This is a genomic window from Microbacterium sp. 2FI, assembly GCF_005502885.1.
GTDB lineage: Bacteria > Actinomycetota > Actinomycetes > Actinomycetales > Microbacteriaceae > Microbacterium.
This window is the reverse complement of the sequence record NZ_SCMR01000032.1, coordinates 1-18,155: the sequence shown is the minus strand read 5'-3', so window position 1 is coordinate 18,155 and position 18,155 is coordinate 1. Positions and strand designations below refer to the sequence as shown.

Below are 18,155 nucleotides of genomic sequence, written 5' to 3'. Positions count from 1 at the left end.
CCTCACTCGAGGGCACGACGGGCCCGTCACACCAGCCGCAGCTCGGCGTCGATCGCGGCCGCCGTCTGCAGCAGCGGTCCGAGATACGCCTCGCGCACGTGCTCGACCGAGTCGCGCGTCGCGCTCGTCGACACGTTGAGGGCGGCGACCACTCGCCCGTCGCGGCCGTGCAGCGGCGCCGCGATCGAGCGCAGCCCCGGCTCGAGCTCGCCGTCGACGAGCGACCAGCCCTGTGCGCGCACGCGGTCGAGCTCGGATCGGAGCGCCGCGGGCTCGGTGATCGTGCGCTCGGTGAGGGGCGAGAGATCGGATGCCGCGAGCGCGGCATCCGCCTCGCCCTCCCCCAGCCCCGCCAGCAGCACCCGGCCCATGCTCGTCGCATACGCCGGGAATCGCGTGCCGATCGTGATGCGCACGCTCATGATCCGCCGAGTGGGGACGCGCGCGACGTAGACGACATCGACCCCGTCGAGCACGGCCGCCGACACGCTCTCATCGACCTCACGCGACAGGGCTTCGAGATGCGGCTGCACGATCTCGGGGAGCGACAGCGACGACAGATAGCTGAAGCCGAGCTCGAGCACGCGCGGGGTGAGGCGGAACACCCGCGCATCGGAGGCCACGTATCCCAACGACTCGAGGGTCAGGAGAAACCGTCGTGCCGCCGCGCGGGTCATGTCGGCGCGGCGCGCGACGTCGCTGAGGGTCAGCTCGGCATGCTCGGCGTCGAACGCCCGGATGACCGCGAGCCCCCGCGCGAGGGACTGGACGAAGTCGCCGGATGCCGCCGCACCGTCCATCACGTGTCGAACTCCTCGAGCGCTGACCGCAGATCCGTGCGAGCGAAGTCATTCCCGACATAGAGGAGTGGCTCACCGGAGATGAACGCAAGTGCATAGCTGAAGGTGTCGCCGAGATTGAGCTTGGCAGGATGCGTCGCGCCCCTGCCGAAGTCACGGTATGCGTCGGCAGCCACCTGTGCCTGCTCCTCGTCGAACGCAACCACCCGAACGGCCGCTTGAGTCAGCAATGATTCAAGTCGTCGTCGACCCGCCACGCCGAGAGTGCTTCCGACGACGACCCTGGTCTCGACCAGCGTCGCTGCCGAGATGCTCGCGTCGTCGGACAGCAGCGCATCGAGTACCTGCTCGTGACCTGCTTCGCGCTTGAGGATCGCGACGAGCGCGGAGGTGTCGACGATCACTTCGGCAATCCGAGTTCGTCGTAGAGATCGTCCTCGGCGCGGTCGAACGCCGCCCACTGCTCGGGCGTGGTCTCGGCGTGGAGGTCGGCGACGATCCGTCGGATCTCCGCCTTGCGCATCGCGAGTTCGGCTTCGGTGAAGCGCCCCGCCGGCTGACGGTCGGACCGCAGCGCCTCCAGCCGCCGCCGCACGGCATCCTCCACCGCACTCGTCTGGCTCATCCCCGTGAGCGCGGCGAGCTCGCGGACGAGAGCGTGCGTGCGCTCGTTCTTGATGTTAAGACTCACGGCCGCGATTCTACCCACGGTAGAAGTCGAATGGTAGATGTCTACCGCCGCAGGACAACAGCGAGCCCCTGCCCCACGCCGATGCAGATCGCCGCCACCGCGACCCCGCCGCCGCGGCGCTTCAGCTCGTGCGCGGCGTGGCCGATGATGCGTCCGCCCGACGCGCCCAGCGGGTGCCCGATCGCGAGCGCACCGCCGTGGATGTTGAGCTTGTCGGGATCGAGGTCCGGCCATCCGGCGAGGCACGCGAGCGACTGCGACGCGAACGCCTCGTTCAGCTCGACGAGGTCGACATCTGCCCACGTGAGCCCCGCGCGGACGAGAGCCTTGTTCGCGGCCTCGATCGGGGCGATCGGGAACTGATCCGGGTCGACGCCGTGCGCCGCGCGCGAGATGATGCGGGCGAGCGGCTCGGCGTCGAGCACCCCCTCTGCGCCCACGAGCACGGCCGATGCCCCGTCGTTGATCGACGAGGAGTTGCCGGCGGTGACCGTGCCGTCCACCGCGAACAGCGCCTTCAGCCCCGCGAGCTTGTCGAGCGACGTGTCGGGGCGGATGCCCTCATCGCGCCCCAACTCGACCCCCGGCACGGGCACGATCTCGGTGTCGTAGACGCCGGCATCCCATGCCTCGGCCGCGAGCCGGTGCGAGCGCACGGCGAACGCGTCCTGCTGGTCACGCGTGATGCCCCACTCGCGGGCGATCTTCTCGGCCGACTCGCCATTCGAGATCGTCCAGTGCTTCGGCAGCGCCGGGTTCGTCATCCGCCACCCGATCGCGGTGTTCCACATCGTCTGGTTGCCGACGGCCGGCCACGGCTTCGCCGACTTCTCGACGACGTACGGCGCGCGGCTCATCGACTCGACACCGCCGGCGAGGACGACCTGGGCATCCCCCGCCTCGATCGCACGTGATGCCTGGACCACCGCCTCGACCGACGACGCACACAGTCGGTTGACCGTGACACCGGTCACGCTCGTCGGGAAGCCCGCCAGCAGCGCCCCGAACCGCGCGACGTTGCGGTTGTCCTCCCCGGCCTGGTTGGCGTCACCGAAGATGACGTCTTCGATGCGCGCCGGGTCGAGCCCGGTGCGCTCGACGATGGAGCGCATCACGACGGCGGCGAGATCGTCGGGCCGCACCGCCGACAGCGCACCGCCGGCACGCCCGAACGGAGTGCGGACGGCGTCGTAGATGAAGGATGCGGGCATCTCAGGCCTCCTGCGTTTCGTCTCGCTGCCCTCGCTCAACGACCGATGTGAGCGTGAGTCCGGTGAGCTCAGCGAGGGACTCGACCGTGTTGCCACCGAACGCCTCGCGGACGGCGAAGCCGTCGCGGGTCACATCGAAAACGGCATGGTCGGTGTAGACGCGGGTGACGCAGCCGACACCGGTGAGCGGGTATGTGCACGCTGCGACCAGCTTGGACGAGCCGTCCTTCGCGAGCAGGTCGGTCATGACGTAGACCGCCTTGGCGCCGATCGCGAGATCCATCGCGCCGCCGACCGCGGGGATCGCGCCCGGCGCCCCCGTCGACCAGTTCGCGAGATCTCCCGCCTGCGACACCTGGAACGCGCCGAGCACGCAGACGTCGAGGTGGCCGCCGCGCATCATCGCGAACGAGTCGGCGTGGTGGAAGTACGCGGCTCCGGCGAGCGCGGTGACGGCCTGCTTGCCGGCGTTGATGAGATCGGGGTCGACGTGCGCGGCATCCGGTGCCGGCCCCATGCCGAGCAGCCCGTTCTCGGTGTGCAGGATGATCTCGAGCCCCTCGGGCAGGTAATCGGCGACGAGGGTCGGCGCGCCGATGCCGAGATTGACGTACGCACCCTCGGGGATGTCGGCGGCGATGCGCGCGGCGAGGTCTTCGCGGCTGATGCGGGTGCTCACTGGCCTGCCTCCTTCGACGCAGATTCGACCGGACGTCCCTCGAGGTCGACTCCCCCGACGAACGCGCCGTCTTCGAGCCACAGCCGCTCGCCCACGGCGACGACCCGGTCGACGAAGATGCCCGGTGTGACGACCGCCTCGGGGTCGAGCGAGCCGAGAGGCACGACCTCGTCGACCTGCACGATCGTCGTCGTCGCTGCCGACGCCATGATCGGCCCGAAGTTGCGCGCCGTCTCGCGGTAGACGAGGTTGCCCCAGCGGTCGGCCTTCAGCGCGCTCACGAGCGCGACGTCAGCGCGGATCGGATACTCGAGCACGTATGCGCGGCCGTCGATCGTGCGGTGCTCCTTGCCCTCGGCGAGCTCGGTGCCGACCCCGGTCGGCGAGAAGAACGCGCCGATGCCGGCGCCCGCAGCGCGGATGCGCTCGGCGAGGTTGCCCTGCGGCACGATCTCGAGGTCGATCTCGCCCGCCCGGTACAGGCGGTCGAACACCCACGAGTCGTGCTGGCGCGGAAACGAGCAGATGATCTTGCGCACCCGGCCGGCCGCCAGCAGGGCCGCGAGTCCGGTGTCGCCGTTGCCGGCATTGTTGGCGACGATGGTGAGGTCGCCCGCGCCCTGCGCGATGAGGGCGTCGATCAGCTCGACCGGCTGCCCGGCACGACCGAACCCGCCCATCATCACGGTCGAGCCGTCGCGGATGCCGTCGACGGCGGCCGCGGCATCCGTCACCGTTTTGTCGATCACGTTCGCTCCCTCGCGTGTTCGCTGTGCGCACAGAGATACGCAATACGCACACCTTAGCAGGCGTTGACTCACGGATGCCGTCTCCTTACGAGAGGCTCACCAGTAAGCTTCACTGGACAGAGAAAGGAATCACCATGGCCACCGCGACGATGACGAGCAAGGGCCAGATCACGGTCCCCAAGGAAGTGCGTGACGACCTGAACCTCGTCGCCGGTTCGAAGGTGATGTTCGTGAAGCTGCGAAGCGGGCAATATCGACTCATCGCACGGACCGGCCGCGTCGAAGATCTCGCGGGAATGCTCTACGATCCCGACCGTCCGGCGCTCACCATCGACGAGATCAATGACGCGATCGCCGAGGGTGGCGCCGAGAGCGGCATGCGCGGGCTGGATCACTGATGGCGGTCCTCGGACTCGACGCGCGGCTCACCGGCATCGACACCAACGTGCTGCTGCGATATCTCGTTCGCGACGACGAGCCGCAGTATGCGCTCGCCGCGCGATTCGTCGAGGCCCTGACGCCCGCGGCACCCGGCTTCGTGACGCAGGTGACTCTCGCGGAGATCGCATGGGTGCTGTCGCGGCGCTATCGCTTCGAGAAGCACGAGTGCCTCGCGGTCATCCGCAGCCTCGTCGAGACCGAGGTGCTCGAGTTCGAAGACGGCGAGACCGTGGTGCGTGCGCTCACCCTCGCCGAAGAGGGTGCCGACTTCGCCGACGCGCTGATCCACGCGAGCAGCGAGGTCTTCGGCGTCGACGAGACGGTGACCTTCGACCGGCATGCCGCCGAGGCCCTGGGCTGGCGACTCCTCAGCCCCGCCTGACGGCGGCGGGCGGCGGGCGGCGGGCGCGCCCCTACGGCTCGAGGGTGAGGGATGCCGCCAGCGGCACGATCTGTTCGCGCAGCGCGATGATCTCGCGCGCGTGCTGGTGCAGGCGCACGTCTTCGGCGAGTATCGGCTGCCACGGCGGCACCGGCAGCGCGACGCCGTCGGCGCCCGGAACCACGAAGACGCTCAGGCACTGGGTCGCCACCGTCAGCACGGTCGGCGTACGCGGGTCTGCGGTCGAGACCCGGGTCGAGACGTGCATGCTGTGGGGTCCGGTCAGGATGATGCGCGCGTCGACCTCGACGACCTCGCCGATGCGCACCGGGGCGAGGAAATGGATGCCGCCGGAGTACACCCCGATGGCGTGATCGGCCAGGGGCGAAGCTCCCGCCCACCCGACCGCGCACGCGTAGGCGGCCTCGTCGATCCAGCGCATTACGGTGCCGCCGTGCGCCTTGCCGCCGAAGTTCACCACACCGGGCGGCACGAGGAAGCGGAGGGTCGTGCGCGGCGCGGCCGAGTCGTCGGAGTACTCCTCGTCGAGCATGAGCCGCTTGATCTCGGCGCGCGCCGCCATGCGATCCAGGGCCGCGTCGGCGAGCTTGCGATCGGAGCGCGACACCGGCGTCCACGCCGGCACCGGGGCAGGCAGACCGTCGGTGCCCTTCGCGACGAAGATCAGCACGCACGTGGTTGCCGGCGTGTAGGCGCGCGTGCTGACCGGCGCCGACGAGACCGTCACGACGACGTGCATGCTGGTGCGCCCGGTGTGCACGATCCGCGCCTGCACCTCGATGAGCGAGTCGGGCGGGATGGGGCGGCGGTGCCGCACGTTGCCGACGTACGCCGTCACGCAGTACGCGCCCGTCCAGCCGACCGCGCAGGCGTAGCCGGCCTTGTCGATCCACTCCATGACGCTGCCGGCGGCGACCGACCGGCCACCCGCGGCGGTGTCGGCCGGGGTCGCGAGGAACCGCAGCACCACGCGGTTGTCGGGGGTCGTCCGGGCGGCGGCGTCGGTGCTCACGGCGTCAGCCTAGGGCTCGCGGCCGTCGGAGCCCTCAGGGGCGTCGTTCAGCACATCGTTCGCGATGCGGAAGGCGGTGTTGGCGGCGGGGACGCCTGAGTAGATCGCCGACTGCAGGATCACCTCACGGATCTCGGCGACGGTGAGGCCGTTGCGCAGCGCCGCGCGCAGGTGCATCGCGAGCTCTTCGTGATGCCCGTGGGCGATGAGCGAGGTCAGCACGGCGACCGACCGCGAGCGCCGATCGAGCCCGGGCCGCGACCACACATCCCCCCAGGCCACCCGTGTGATGAAGTCCTGGAAGTCGTCGGTGAGCGCGGTCGTGCCCGCGATCGCGCGGTCGACATGCGCATCGGAGAGCACCTCGCGCCGCACCGCCATGCCTCGCGCGTGCCGCTCGTCGTCGGTCAGGTTGTCGTCACGGCTCATCGGGTCGTCTCCTCGAAGAACGCCGCCAGCACAGCGGCCACCGCTGCCGGCTGCTCGGCGGGCGGAAGGTGGGCGGCATCCGCGATCATGGCCGCGCGCCCGTCGCGTACGCCCGCGGCGATCTCGACGGCCTTGGCCTCGGGGGCGACCCGGTCGTGCTCGCCCCAGAGTGCGAGCGCCGGCATCCCGATCCCGCCCAGCAGATCGCGCACGTCGTACTCGGCGAGCGCCTCGCAGCACCGCGCATAGCTGTCGGCATCCGCGTCGCGCAGGGCATGCAGCAGGCGCCCCGAAAGGTCGGGCTCGCGGGCCACCGACCCGGGGGCGAACCAGCGCTCGGCCGAGGGGATGACGAGCGCCGACGTCGACTGCGCGCGCACGAGAGCGGCACGCTCGTGCCACGCGGTGGGATCCCCGAGCTGCGCTCCGGAGGCGAGGATGGCGGCGCTTTGCACGAGATCGGCATGCCGCAGCGCGAGCTCCAGCCCGGTCGCGCCGCCGAGCGAGACGCCGGCGTAGAGAACGCGCTCCTCGCCCGTATCGCGCACCGCCCGGGCGACGGCATCGGCCAGATCGGCGACGGTGAAGGAGTCGCCGGCGGCCGGCGACGCACCGTGGCCTGGGAGATCCCACGCCGTGACGCGGAAGCGCTCGGCGAGAGCCGGCGTGACGTTCTCCCACAGGATCGTCGAGGTGCCGAGCGACGGCCCGAGTACGACGAGCGGAGCACCGGCCGGGCCGACCGCCGGGGTGAGCGCGATGCGCGGAACGCTCACGACTCCTCCGGCGCGGGCGCGAGACGGTCGACGAGGTGACCGGCGAGCCCTGTGTAGCGAGCGGGATCGAGCAGGTCGTCGAGATCGAGGCCGGCGAGCTCGGGCTCGGCCTGCAGGAGCGCTCGCAGATCGCCCCCGGCCCCGGCCTGCGCGATGATTCCGGCGAGCCGATCGGCGCCGACGAGACCGCCGAGCGCGGCCGACAGGCGTTCGGCGACGATGAGGCCGCGTGTTGCGCCGAGGTTCCGCGCGACCGCGTCGGTGTCGACCTGAAGCCCCGCGACCAGCCGCGCGAGCGTGCCGGACGCGCCGAGCGCGAGCCGCAGGAGTTCCCGCAGCGTCTGCCACTCGGCATGCCACGCGCCGTCGGGGCGCTCGTCTCCGGCGAGAGCTGCGGCCGTGTGGAGGGTCGCGCCGAGGTGCGGTGCGCGGACCGCGGCGGAGCGGATGAGGACGGATGCCGCGGGATTCTGCTTCTGCGGCATCGCCGACGACCCGCCGGCGGCGCTCTCGGAGAGCTCGCCGATCTCGGTGCGCGATCCCGTCGCGACGTCCGTCCCGACGACACCGGCGGCATCGATCGCCTGCACCAGTGCGTCTCCGAGCTCGGTCACCGGCCAGCGCGTCGTGTGCCACGGCGCGTCGGGCACCGCGAGCCTGAGGCCAGCGGCGAAGAGCGCCGGCAGGCGCTCGACTGCCTGGTGTCCGGCGGCGTCGCCGAGCTCGCGCGTCGCCGTCTCGACGAAGGCTGCGAGAGTGCCGGCCGCGCCTCCCAGCTGGGCCGGCAGCCCCGCCGCAACGTGCTCCAGCCGCATCCGCGCGCGACGGATGCCGGCGAGCCACGTCGCCGCGCGGAGCCCCAGCGTCGTGGGCACGGCGTGCTGGCCGAGCGTGCGGGCGGCGGCGACCGTGTCGCGGTGCGTGCGGGCGAAGGCGGTGAGGTGCCGCTCGGCATCCGTCATCGCCTCCACAATCTGTCGCGCGGTGTTACGCGCGACGAGCATCATCGCCGAGTCGAGGATGTCCTGGCTGGTCGCCCCGCGATGCACCCATGCGCGGTGCGCTGGGGGCACGGCCGCGCGCAGCAGCGGCACGAGCGGGATCACCGGGTTGCCGCCGGCGACAGCCGCCGCCGCGAGCGGGTCGAGGTCGACGACGCGCGAGATGCCGGCATCCGTCCCCTCGCCCAGCGCCGCCGCGATCGCGTCCGCCGTCTCCGCGGGCGCGGCACCGGACTCGACCCACGCACGCGTCAGGGCGATCTCGACCTGCACCAGCGCGTCCGCGACCGCGGCGTCGGCGACGAGGTCGTCGAACCCGACCGTCACGGGCGAGAGCAGCCCGACGTCGAAGCCGGAGCGGTCAGAAGGCAAGGAACACGGTCTCCTTCTCGCCCTGCAGGCGGACGTCGAAGTGGAGTCCGCCGTCGGGCGTGCGCGTTGCGATGAGAGTAGCGCGGTCGCCCTCGGCGAGCGACGACAGCAGCGGGTCGGCGACGAGGAGCGCGTCGTCGTCGGGCAGATAGATGCGCGTGTGGAGCTTGTTCGGCAGGCCCCGGGCGTAGACGATCAGCGCGATGAACGGCGCCTTGTCCGCGGCGGCGCCGGGGTTGCGGGTCCAGAACTCCCAATGCCCCTCGTCGTTCGTGAACGTGCGGCCGAACCCGGTGAAGGTGTGGTCGTCGCGGCGGAACGAGCCCCGCGCACGCGGAATCGAACCGTCGGCGTCTGCCTGCCAGATCTCGAGGATCGCGTCGGGGATCGGATTGCCGTCGCCGTCGAACACCGCGCCGCCCAGCACGATCGCGCCCGCCGAGTGGGGGAAGGCGACCTGGTGCATCTTCGGGTACTCGACCCCGTAGGCGAAGAACGGCCCGACCGTCTGCCCGGGGGTCGGCTCATGGGTCTTGGCGGGAACGCTCATGCGCCTGCTCCTTCGGGCTCGAACCACGTCGCGTCGGGGCCGTCGACCACGATGTCGAAGCGATACCCCATCGAGAACTCGGGCACCGTGAGGTCGTGGTCGTAGAGGCCGATGAGCCGGTCGCGGTCCTTCTGGCTGCGGATGGTGTTGTAGATCGGATCGAGGGGGAACAGCGGATCACCCGGGAAGTACATCTGCGTCACGATCCGCTGCGTGAACGACGAGCCGAACACCGAGAAGTGGATGTGCGCCGGTCGCCACGCGTTGACGTGGTTCTTCCAGGGGTAGGCGCCCGGCTTGATCGTCGTGAAGCGGTACACGCCGTCGTCGTCGGTGATCGCGCGCCCGGCGCCGGTGAAGTTCGGGTCGAGCGGCGCCGGATGCTGGTCGCGCTGGTGGATGTAGCGGCCTGCGGCGTTGGCCTGCCACAACTCGATCAGCTGATTGCGCAGCGGCCTCCCCCACGAATCGAGCAGACGCCCCTGCACCGTGATGCGCTCGCCCTGCGGCTCGCCGGTGTGCTGGAGCGTCAGGTCTGACTCGATCGCGGCGACGTCGCGCTGACCGAACGCCGGCGAGAACAGCTCGATCGTCTCGGGGTCGACGAGTTTCGGGTTCTTCGTCGGATGCCGAAGGATGCTCGAGCGGTACGGCGGGAAGTCGTAGAGCGTCGCGGGCACGTTCTCTCCGGCGGCGAGGCGCCGCTCGGCCTCGGCATGGATCGCGACGATCTCGGCGGTGATCTCGTCCTGCGACACCTGCACGGCGGGTGCGAGGAGCGATTCGGGGGCGGCAGCCTGGAGCGCCTGCGGGTCGGACATGGGTGTCTCCCTCGACACGAACGGTGGGGCTCGTCCATCGTCCCGCTCGGTTTCGAGCCGAGGGTGCCGATTCCCACCCAATGGGAGTCGTGCCAGGATGACGCCATGGCCAACTCGTCCTCGGGAGACTCCGTCACGGATCGCCTCGTGCGGGTGCTCGAGACCTTCACCCCCACCCGCACGGTGCAGACGGCTGCCGAGATCGGCCGGCGTGCGGGGCTCCCGGGCTCGAGCGCGCATCGGATCGTCGGCGAACTGGTGGATGCCGGGCTCCTCGAGCGCGACGACGACCGCCGCATCCGCATCGGCATGCGGCTCTGGGAGCTGGCGACGCGCTCGTCGCAGGCGCTGCGACTGCGTCAGGCGGCGATGCCGGCGATGGAACGGGTGCAGGCGAGTGTGCGCGAGCACACGCAGCTGGCGATCCTCGAGCAGGACGAGGCGCTCTTCCTGGAGAGGCTGAGCGGACCGCAGTCGGGCTCCAATGTCACGCGGGTCGCCGGTCGACTGCCGCTGCACGCCTCGTCGTCGGGACTCGTGCTGCTCGCCTTCGGCGACCACGACCTGCAGGAGCGCATCCTCGCCGCCCCGCTCACAGCCCTCACGCGCGAGACGATCACGGATGCCGCCGCTCTCCGCCGCAAGCTCGCCGAAGTGCGCACCCTCGGCCACGCGATAGCCCCCGGCTTCATCGAGACGGTGTCGACGGGCGTCGCCGTGCCGGTGCGCGACGAGACCGGCGCTGTCGCCGCCGCGCTGTCGGTGGTGCTGCGCCGCGATGCCCCCACCGCGCCCGCTCTGGTGGAACTGCACAACGGCAAGCGCGAGATCGAGCGGGCCCTCGGCTTCCGCGGCTAGCAGCATCCCCCCTTCTCCCCCCTTTCTTCCCGCGAGCGCACGACCTCTCGCCGAGTGCACGGCCGACCTGCGCGGCGAAGCCGTGCGCTCGGAGGCAGCCCGTGCACTCGCGATCCGGTGCGGGCGGGGAGTCCCGTTCAACGGGAACATCGGGCCAGGTACGGGCGGCCCGGCGGACACTGAGGCGTAGGAAGCACCGCACGACGCCGTCGAAGGAGACGCCATGACCACCCCCCTCCGCACGCAGGTCGCGATCGTCGGCGCGGGGCCCGCCGGGCTCCTGCTGTCGCACCTGCTCGCGGGCGCCGGCATCGACTCGATCGTCGTCGACCAGCGTTCGCGCGAAGAGATCGAGACGACGATCCGCGCCGGCATCCTCGAGCAGGGCACGGTCGACCTCCTCGCCGAGATCCCCGGGTCCCGCGTGCACAGCGTCGGCACCCGCCACGACGGCATCGAACTGCGCTTCGACGGTCACGGGCACCGCATCGACTTTCCGGGCCTCGTCGGCCGCAGCGTCTGGCTCTACCCCCAGCACGAGGCCCTGAAAGACCTCATCGCCGCGCGGCTCGCCGCGGGTCAGGACCTGCGTTTCGGCATCACGATCGACGAGGTTCTGGATGCCGATTCCTCGCGCCCCGGCGTCGTCGGCGTCGACGCCACCGGCGCACCGGTCGAGATCGAGGCCGACTTCGTGGTCGGGGCAGACGGCTCGCGCTCGAACGTGCGCGTGGCCGTGACCGGCTCGCACACGGGCGGCTACTTCCGCGAGTACCCGTTCGCGTGGTTCGGCATCCTGTGCGAAGCGGCCCCGAGCGCAGACGAGCTCATCTACTCGAACTCGCCCGACGGGTTCGCGCTCATCAGCCAGCGGTCCAAGACCGTGCAGCGCATGTACTTCCAATGCGACCCCGAGGCGGACCCGGATGCGCTCTCGGATTCCGAGATCTGGGACACGCTGAAGCGGCGCGTTCCCGGCACGACGCTCACCGAGGGTCCGATCATCAAGCGCGACGTGCTGCGGTTCCGCAGCTTCGTCGCGCACGAGCTGCGCCGCGGCCGCGTCGCGATCGTCGGGGATGCCGCGCACACCGTGCCGCCGACGGGAGCGAAGGGCATGAACCTCGCCGTCGCCGACGTGATCCTGCTCGCGCGTGCGCTCGACAGCCTGCTCAACCACGGCGACGAGTCGCTCATCGACGGCTGGGCCGACCGTGCCCGGCAGCGCATCTGGAAGGCGCAGCACTTCTCGTGGTGGATGACCTCGATGCTGCACACCGTGCCCGAGGCGACGGAGTTCGATCGGCTGCGCCAACTCGGCGAGCTGCGCTCGGTCGTCGAGTCGGAGGCCGGCCGCACCTACCTCGCCGAGGCCTATACCGGCTGGCCGCTCGCTTCCGCAGGCTGAGGGGAGTCGCGCTCGGCGACGAGGCCGGCGAACTTTCAATTATCAACGTATTGGTGACGATCGTCACAGGAATAGTGAAGAATGGGCGATGTGGCCCCATGATGGGCACACCGAAGGAGCGTACGAAGATGTCAGCACTCGAAGGCAAGGTCGCCATCGTCACCGGCTCGGGCCGGGGTCTCGGGCTCGCCTACGCGAAGGAACTCGCCCGGCAGGGCGCCGCCGTCGTCGTGAACGACGTCGATCGCGAGGTCGCCGATGCGGCCGTGACCACGATCACCGCGGACGGAGGCAGGGCAGTCGCCGTGACCGCTCCCGTCGGCCCCACCGCGACGGCGCAGCTGCTCGTGCAGACCGCCGTGGCGGAGTTCGGGCGCCTCGACATCCTCGTCACGAACGCGGGGGTGCTGCGCGACACCGTGCTCTGGAAGATGAGCGACGATGACTTCGACACCGTCATCGGCGTGCACCTGCGCGGCACGTTCACGTGCGTGCGCGAAGCGGTGCTGCAGATGCGCGAGCAGGGCGAGGGCGGGCGCATCATCTGCATCGGCTCGCCGACCGGGCAGCGCGGCACCTTCGGCCAGACCAACTACGCGGCAGCCAAGGCCGGCATCGTGGGCATGGTCCGCACGTGGGCGCTCGAACTCGCGCGTGGCGGCATCACCGCAAACGCGGTGATCCCGGTCGCAGCGACCGCGATGACCGCCACCGTCCCCTACTTCGCCGCGGCGGTCGAGGCCGACGAAGCCGGCGAGCCGATGCCGGCGTTCTTCCGTCACGACCTCGGCTTCGGCACGGCCGAGGACGTGGGCGGGCTCATCGCCCACCTCGCGTCGGATGCTGCGGCCGGCGTGACCGGCCAGGCCATCGGCATCGGCGGTGACCGCATCCAGGTGTGGTCGCACCCCGAGCCCGTCTCCACGTCGTACCGCGAGGGCGGGTGGACCGCCGACGCGCTCGCCGACGAGTTCGACGAGGTCGTCGCAGCCCACCGCCAGAGCGTGGGCGAGAGCTTCCCGCCGCTGCCGCCCGAGCTCGAGCGCCCGAAGCCCTAGCCCCGGAGACCTGATGCCCCGCTACGAATCCCGCATCGACGTCGATGCCCTCGAGGCCATCGACATGCACGTGCACGTCGAGATCGACGCCCACGGCCACCACTCGCTCCCCGACGACCTCGTCGCGGCGGCGAGCCGCTACTTCCGTGCCGACGGCCCGCGCCCCGCGCTCGATTCCATCGCGGAGTATTACCGCGAGCGCCGCATGGCAGCCGTGGTCTTCACGGTCGATGCGCACACCACGCTCGGGCACCCGGCGATCTCGAGCGCCGAGATCGCCGAGGGGGCCGCGCAGCACGCCGACGTGCTCATCCCGTTCGGCTCGGTCGACCCGCACAGCCCCACCTGCGTCGACGAGGCGCGGCGACTCGTCGACGACCACGGGGTGCGCGGATTCAAGTTCCACCCGACGGTGCAGAGCTTCGACCCGGGTGATGAGCGCCGCTACGCGCTCTACGAGGTGATTCGGGATGCCGGCATCCCCGCCCTCTTCCACACCGGCCAGACCGGGATCGGCGCCGGCATCCCGGGCGGGAGGGGCCTGCGACTCGGGCTCTCGAACCCGATGCTGCTCGATCCCGTCGCCGCAGACTTCCCCGAGCTGCAGATCATCATGGCCCACCCCTCGGTGCCGTGGCAGGACGAGGCGCTGTCGGTGGCGACCCACAAGGTCAACACCTGGATCGACCTCTCGGGCTGGAGCCCGAAGTACTTCCCCGCAGAGCTCGTGCGGTACGCCAACTCGATCCTCAAGGACCGCGTGCTGTTCGGCTCGGACTTCCCCCTGCTCACCCCCGACCGGTGGCTGCGCGACGCCGGGCACACCGACCTCGCCGACGCCGTGATGCCCGGCATCCTCAAGCACAACGCCGCGCGGCTGCTCGGCCTTGCCCCAGACATCCGCTGACCACCAAGGAGACACCATGACCACGATCGTCGATTACGCAGACGCCGCAGGACTCGCCGGCACCGACCTCGGATTCACCGAATGGCTCGAGGTGACGCAGGACCGCATCCAGCTCTTCGCCGACGCCACCGACGACCAGCAGTGGATCCACGTCGACCCCGCCCGCGCTGCTGGCGGCCCGTTCGGCGCGCCGATCGCGCACGGCTTCCTGACGCTGTCGCTCACGGTGAATTTCTGGACCGAGCTCTTCGACGTCACGGGCGTCGGCACCAAGGTGAACTACGGCCTCGACAAGGTGCGCTTCGTGTCGCCCGTGAAGGTCGGCTCGCGGGTTCGCGGCGGGGCCGTGATCGCCGAGGTGACCGAGGTGCCCGGCGGCTATCAGTTCGCCGTCGACCAGACGATCGAGATCGAGGGCGCGACCAAGCCCGCGGTCGTCGCGCGCGGTCTGTACCGGTTCTACGCCTGACCCGCTCGACACTCTGACCACGCGAGTCACTCGAAGGAGAGGGCATTGCGCGACGAAGGAATCGGCCGGTGGCTCCCGCGCCGCCGCCTCAAGAACCCTGACAAGCCGGCGCTGATCTTCGGCGACGAGGTCATCACCTACGGCGAGTTCGCGGATGCCGCCGCGCGCACGGCTGCGGTCCTGCGCGCGCAGGGCGTCGGCCGCGGCGATGCGGTGGCGTTCTTCGGCGAGAACAGTCCGAGCTTCCTCGAGGTGATGTTCGCCGCGGCGCACCTCGGCGCCGTCTTCATACCGGTCAACACGCGGCTGGCACCTCCTGAGATCGCGCATGTGCTCACCGACTCGGGCGCCCGCATCGTCGTCCACGACCCCGAGGCGGCTGATCGGATCGGCGCCGCGGCCCCCGGCGTGCCAGCCCTGCCGACGCGCGGGCCGGGCGGGCTCGACGGACTCGTCGCGGCCGCCATCCCCGACACCGAGGCGACACCGGTGAGCGCCGACGACCCTGCGGCGATCATCTACACGTCGGGGACGACGGGTCGCGCCAAGGGCGCGATCCTCACGCACGGCAACCTCACGTGGGTGGCTCTGAACTGCATCATCGACTACGACGTGGTCTCGGCCGACATCGCCCTGATGATCTCGCCGCTCTTCCACGTCGCCTCGCTCGGCATGGGGGCGCTCCCGGTCATCCTCAAGGGCGCGACGATGGTGCTCGAGCCCGGCTTCGAGCCGGGGCGTGCTCTCGCGCAGATCGAGCGGCACGCCGTGACGATGCTCTCGGGCGTGCCCACCACGTACCAGATGATGGCCGACCACCCGGAATGGGCGGCGACCGACCTCTCGACTCTGCGCAAGCTCACGTGCGGCGGCTCGGCCGTTCCCGACCGCATTCTCAACGAGTACGAGGAGCGCGGGCTGTCGTTCTCGCAGGGCTACGGCATGACCGAGACCGCGCCCGGCGCGACCTCCCTCGCCCCCACGATGACGCGCGCGAAGCAGGGGAGCGTCGGTCTCCCCCACTTCTTCACAGACGTGCGGGTCGCGGGCCAAGGCGGAGCCGAAGCGCCTGCCGGCGTCGTGGGCGAGATCGAGATCATCGGTCCGAACGTCTTTCTCGGCTATCGCGGGCTCGCCGACGCGACCGCTGAAGCCTTCACCGACGACGGCTGGTTCCGCACCGGCGACCTCGGCTACCTCGACGCCGACGGCTACCTGCACATCGCCGACCGGCTCAAAGACATGATCATCTCAGGCGGCGAGAACATCTACCCCGCCGAGGTCGAGAACCTCATCAACGACATCGCGGGGGTCACGGGCGTCGCCGTCATCGGCATGCCCGACGACCGCTGGGGCGAGGTGCCGTGGGCGGTGGTGACCGTGCAGGCGGGCGCCGCGATCGACACCGCGACGGTGCGCGCGCACCTCGACGGGCACCTCGCCCGGTTCAAGCTGCCCCAGCGCGTGGTGATCGTGGACGAGCTCCCCCGCACCGCAAGCGGCAAGGTGCGAAAGGCCGAACTGCGCGCCCGGTTCGCCGCTGACACCTGAAACCGAGCTCGCCGTGGTGCGCGTCAGACGGAGAGCCGTCGCTGCGTGATCGCTCCGACCAGCTCCGGCGCGATCGCTCCGACGTGCGCGCGCATCCGCTCCTCGGCATCCGGACCCAGGTCGTCGTAGCGCCGCGCGAACTCGGCGCGCACCGCCACCCGGGGCCATCCCTCGGGGAGCACCTCGCGTGGCAGACCCGCGTCGAGGCCACGGAAGCGCTGCCAGCCGAGCATGAGCCGCGAGCGCTCCGCGAGCGCGAGCGGTCCGGCCTCGCCCCGGGATTCGGCCAGCTCCGACGCGAAGGCGTCGTACTCGCGACGCGCCTCGTCGAGGTCCCACGCCGACCGCGGCCCGTCGGGGGTCGACGTCTCGACGCTCGCACGCATCGAGGTGAGGTCGGCGACTCCCAGCTCCCGCAGCTCTGCCATAGCCTCGGCCACGGTATCGAGCGGCGAGATCCACACGCCGTCGTAGAGCGGGGCGTAGCCCAGCCATTTCAGGCGCGACCGTGCGCTGTGCCTCACATCGCGGCGCGACTCGGGAATCGAGAACGCGAGCACACTCCACAGGCCGTCCCAGCGCGGCTCGGCCGAGCCGAACGAGTCGAGCCACGCCGCCTCCTCGGCGACGATCTCGGCCGCCCGCGGCGAGAGACGGTGGGTCGTGCGGCGGCCGACGCGATCCGAGACCAGCAGCTCGAGGCGGGTGAGGCGGGTCAGCGTCGCTCGCGCCGCCGCCTCTTTGACTCCGAGGTCGCCGAGGGCTGCGACGAGGGCGCCCGAGGGCATCGGCTCGTCGGCATCCCCCCAGTAGTCGCCGAAGAGCGTCAGGACCTGACGTGCGGGCGAGACCCGTCGCAGCGGGGCGCCGGTTCCACCGGCCTGGCCTGACACACGCCCATCATGCCACCGCGGCCCGGCCGCCGAGGCTCAGGTCAGCTGGAGATCCAGCCACGACTACCCCGTATCGACGCCTGCGGCAATCGGCATCCCGCATCACACGGCAGAATCGACACATGGCCGCGCCCGTCTCACCCCACCTGCATCCCGACCACGCCTGCCTCATCGTCCACGGCAGCGACAAGCCGGGGATCGTGGCGGCGGTCTCGGCGATGATCACGCGCATCGGCGGCAACATCGTGCAGTTCGACCAGTACTCCGACGACCCGCGCGGCGGCGCGTACTTCCAGCGCGTGGTCTTCCACCGCCCCGACTTCGCCGCAGACCGGCCGGCGATCGAGGCCGAGATCGCCGCGACCCTCGCGGGCTTCGACCTGGAGTGGACACTCACAGACCAGTCGGTGCCCAAGCGCATGGCCATCCTCGCGTCGAAGCAGGACCACTGCCTGCTCGACCTCCTATGGCGGCACCGCCGGGGCGATCTGCCCGTGACGATCCCGATGGTGATCTCGAACCACACCACCGCCGCCGACGACGTGCGCTCGTTCGGCGTGCCGTTCTTCCATGTGCCCGGCGTCACCGGCCCTGACAAGAGCGCGTCCGAGGCCGAGATCCTGAAGCTGCTCGCCGGCAACGTCGACTTCGTCGTGCTCGCCCGCTACATGCAGATCCTGTCAGCCGACTTCCTCGAGAAGCTCGGGGTGCCCGTCATCAACATCCACCACTCGTTCCTGCCCGCCTTCATCGGCGCCGAGCCGTACAAGAAGGCGAAAGAGCGCGGTGTCAAGCTCATCGGAGCGACCTCGCACTACGTCACCGACGACCTCGACGAGGGCCCGATCATCGACCAGGACACGATCCGGGTGACCCACGCCGACACCACTGCCGAGCTCGCGCGCCGCGGCGCCGACGTCGAGCGTCAGGTGCTCTCGCGCGCGGTGCTGTGGCATGCGGAAGACCGCGTCATCCGCCACGGCAACCACACGATCGTCTTCTGAGCCCCGGTTCCCGGCGCTCCCTGGTTCCCGACGCTCACCCTGACCGCGAGACTGGGGGGTTGGGGGTGGGGG

General features: G+C 70.8%; 22 protein-coding genes. 9 read left to right on the top strand and 13 right to left on the bottom strand.

What is annotated here, in order from left to right:
• Window positions 1-26: 26 nt before the first annotated feature.
• From FFS15_RS17780 to FFS15_RS17755, 6 genes are read right to left on the bottom strand one after another with little or no spacing between them, the layout of a single operon-like run.
• Complete coding sequence (locus FFS15_RS17780) at window positions 27-800, bottom strand: IclR family transcriptional regulator C-terminal domain-containing protein (RefSeq protein ID WP_137846402.1); 774 nt, start codon at window positions 798-800, stop codon at window positions 27-29.
• Window positions 800-1,204: a type II toxin-antitoxin system VapC family toxin gene (locus FFS15_RS17775; RefSeq protein WP_137846387.1), complete on the bottom strand. Its 405-nt coding sequence runs from the start codon at window positions 1,202-1,204 to the stop codon at window positions 800-802. The genes FFS15_RS17780 and FFS15_RS17775 overlap by 1 nt, the downstream gene beginning before the upstream one ends.
• Window positions 1,201-1,491: a type II toxin-antitoxin system VapB family antitoxin gene (locus FFS15_RS17770; protein ID WP_137846386.1), complete on the bottom strand. Its 291-nt coding sequence runs from the start codon at window positions 1,489-1,491 to the stop codon at window positions 1,201-1,203. The genes FFS15_RS17775 and FFS15_RS17770 overlap by 4 nt, the downstream gene beginning before the upstream one ends.
• A 41-nt stretch (window positions 1,492-1,532) precedes the next feature.
• Complete coding sequence (locus tag FFS15_RS17765; RefSeq protein WP_137846385.1) at window positions 1,533-2,702, bottom strand: thiolase family protein; 1,170 nt, start codon at window positions 2,700-2,702, stop codon at window positions 1,533-1,535.
• A 1-nt stretch (window position 2,703) separates the two neighbouring features.
• Window positions 2,704-3,381 (bottom strand): 3-oxoacid CoA-transferase subunit B, encoded by a 678-nt coding sequence (locus FFS15_RS17760; RefSeq protein WP_137846384.1) that lies wholly within the window; start codon window positions 3,379-3,381, stop codon window positions 2,704-2,706.
• Entirely contained in the window at window positions 3,378-4,130 is a 753-nt protein-coding gene (locus tag FFS15_RS17755) for a 3-oxoacid CoA-transferase subunit A (protein WP_137846383.1), read from the bottom strand. The genes FFS15_RS17760 and FFS15_RS17755 overlap by 4 nt, the downstream gene beginning before the upstream one ends.
• Window positions 4,131-4,264: 134 nt before the next feature.
• On the opposite strand from FFS15_RS17755, the gene FFS15_RS17750 reads away from it, so the two are divergent.
• Both FFS15_RS17750 and FFS15_RS17745 read left to right on the top strand, forming a co-directional pair.
• Entirely contained in the window at window positions 4,265-4,528 is a 264-nt protein-coding gene (locus FFS15_RS17750; protein ID WP_249354210.1) for an AbrB/MazE/SpoVT family DNA-binding domain-containing protein, read from the top strand.
• Window positions 4,528-4,953 carry a type II toxin-antitoxin system VapC family toxin gene (locus tag FFS15_RS17745; protein WP_137846382.1) on the top strand — a complete coding sequence of 142 codons (426 nt, stop codon included), beginning with the start codon at window positions 4,528-4,530 and terminating at the stop codon, window positions 4,951-4,953. The genes FFS15_RS17750 and FFS15_RS17745 overlap by 1 nt, the downstream gene beginning before the upstream one ends.
• 31 nt (window positions 4,954-4,984) lie before the next feature.
• On the opposite strand, the gene FFS15_RS17740 is transcribed toward FFS15_RS17745, so the two are convergent.
• From FFS15_RS17740 to pcaH, 6 genes are read right to left on the bottom strand one after another with little or no spacing between them, the layout of a single operon-like run.
• Complete coding sequence (locus FFS15_RS17740) at window positions 4,985-5,986, bottom strand: acyl-CoA thioesterase (RefSeq protein ID WP_249354207.1); 1,002 nt, start codon at window positions 5,984-5,986, stop codon at window positions 4,985-4,987.
• A gap of 9 nt (window positions 5,987-5,995) precedes the next feature.
• Entirely contained in the window at window positions 5,996-6,415 is a 420-nt protein-coding gene (pcaC, locus tag FFS15_RS17735) for a 4-carboxymuconolactone decarboxylase (RefSeq protein ID WP_137846381.1), read from the bottom strand.
• Window positions 6,412-7,191, bottom strand: a complete 780-nt coding sequence (locus tag FFS15_RS17730; RefSeq protein ID WP_137846380.1) for an alpha/beta fold hydrolase — start codon at window positions 7,189-7,191, stop codon at window positions 6,412-6,414. The genes pcaC and FFS15_RS17730 overlap by 4 nt, the downstream gene beginning before the upstream one ends.
• Window positions 7,188-8,564, bottom strand: coding sequence for a lyase family protein (locus FFS15_RS17725; protein WP_249354204.1), 1,377 nt, complete (start codon window positions 8,562-8,564; stop codon window positions 7,188-7,190). The genes FFS15_RS17730 and FFS15_RS17725 overlap by 4 nt, the downstream gene beginning before the upstream one ends.
• Entirely contained in the window at window positions 8,554-9,114 is a 561-nt protein-coding gene (pcaG, locus tag FFS15_RS17720) for a protocatechuate 3,4-dioxygenase subunit alpha (RefSeq protein WP_137846379.1), read from the bottom strand. Before pcaG ends, FFS15_RS17725 begins: the two co-directional genes overlap by 11 nt.
• Complete coding sequence (pcaH, locus tag FFS15_RS17715) at window positions 9,111-9,935, bottom strand: protocatechuate 3,4-dioxygenase subunit beta (RefSeq protein WP_137846378.1); 825 nt, start codon at window positions 9,933-9,935, stop codon at window positions 9,111-9,113. The genes pcaG and pcaH overlap by 4 nt, the downstream gene beginning before the upstream one ends.
• Before the next feature lie 105 nt (window positions 9,936-10,040).
• Here pcaH and FFS15_RS17710 point away from each other — a divergent pair, with 105 nt between their 5' ends.
• From FFS15_RS17710 to FFS15_RS17685, 6 genes are all read left to right on the top strand, one after another.
• Window positions 10,041-10,793 (top strand): IclR family transcriptional regulator, encoded by a 753-nt coding sequence (locus FFS15_RS17710; RefSeq protein ID WP_137846377.1) that lies wholly within the window; start codon window positions 10,041-10,043, stop codon window positions 10,791-10,793.
• Window positions 10,794-11,016: 223 nt separating this feature from the next.
• Window positions 11,017-12,201 (top strand): 4-hydroxybenzoate 3-monooxygenase, encoded by a 1,185-nt coding sequence (locus FFS15_RS17705; protein ID WP_137846376.1) that lies wholly within the window; start codon window positions 11,017-11,019, stop codon window positions 12,199-12,201.
• Between the two features lie 128 nt (window positions 12,202-12,329).
• Complete coding sequence (locus tag FFS15_RS17700) at window positions 12,330-13,259, top strand: SDR family NAD(P)-dependent oxidoreductase (RefSeq protein WP_137846375.1); 930 nt, start codon at window positions 12,330-12,332, stop codon at window positions 13,257-13,259.
• Between the two features lie 13 nt (window positions 13,260-13,272).
• Window positions 13,273-14,166 carry an amidohydrolase family protein gene (locus FFS15_RS17695; RefSeq protein ID WP_137846374.1) on the top strand — a complete coding sequence of 298 codons (894 nt, stop codon included), beginning with the start codon at window positions 13,273-13,275 and terminating at the stop codon, window positions 14,164-14,166.
• 16 nt (window positions 14,167-14,182) lie between these two features.
• Window positions 14,183-14,635, top strand: coding sequence for a MaoC family dehydratase (locus FFS15_RS17690; protein WP_137846373.1), 453 nt, complete (start codon window positions 14,183-14,185; stop codon window positions 14,633-14,635).
• A gap of 45 nt (window positions 14,636-14,680) precedes the next feature.
• Window positions 14,681-16,186, top strand: a complete 1,506-nt coding sequence (locus FFS15_RS17685; protein WP_137846372.1) for a long-chain fatty acid--CoA ligase — start codon at window positions 14,681-14,683, stop codon at window positions 16,184-16,186.
• A gap of 23 nt (window positions 16,187-16,209) precedes the next feature.
• On the opposite strand, the gene FFS15_RS17680 is transcribed toward FFS15_RS17685, so the two are convergent.
• Window positions 16,210-17,079 carry a PaaX family transcriptional regulator C-terminal domain-containing protein gene (locus tag FFS15_RS17680; protein WP_137846371.1) on the bottom strand — a complete coding sequence of 290 codons (870 nt, stop codon included), beginning with the start codon at window positions 17,077-17,079 and terminating at the stop codon, window positions 16,210-16,212.
• Between the two features lie 122 nt (window positions 17,080-17,201).
• Here FFS15_RS17680 and purU point away from each other — a divergent pair, with 122 nt between their 5' ends.
• Complete coding sequence (gene purU / locus FFS15_RS17675; protein WP_137846370.1) at window positions 17,202-18,083, top strand: formyltetrahydrofolate deformylase; 882 nt, start codon at window positions 17,202-17,204, stop codon at window positions 18,081-18,083.
• Window positions 18,084-18,155 lie beyond the last annotated feature (72 nt).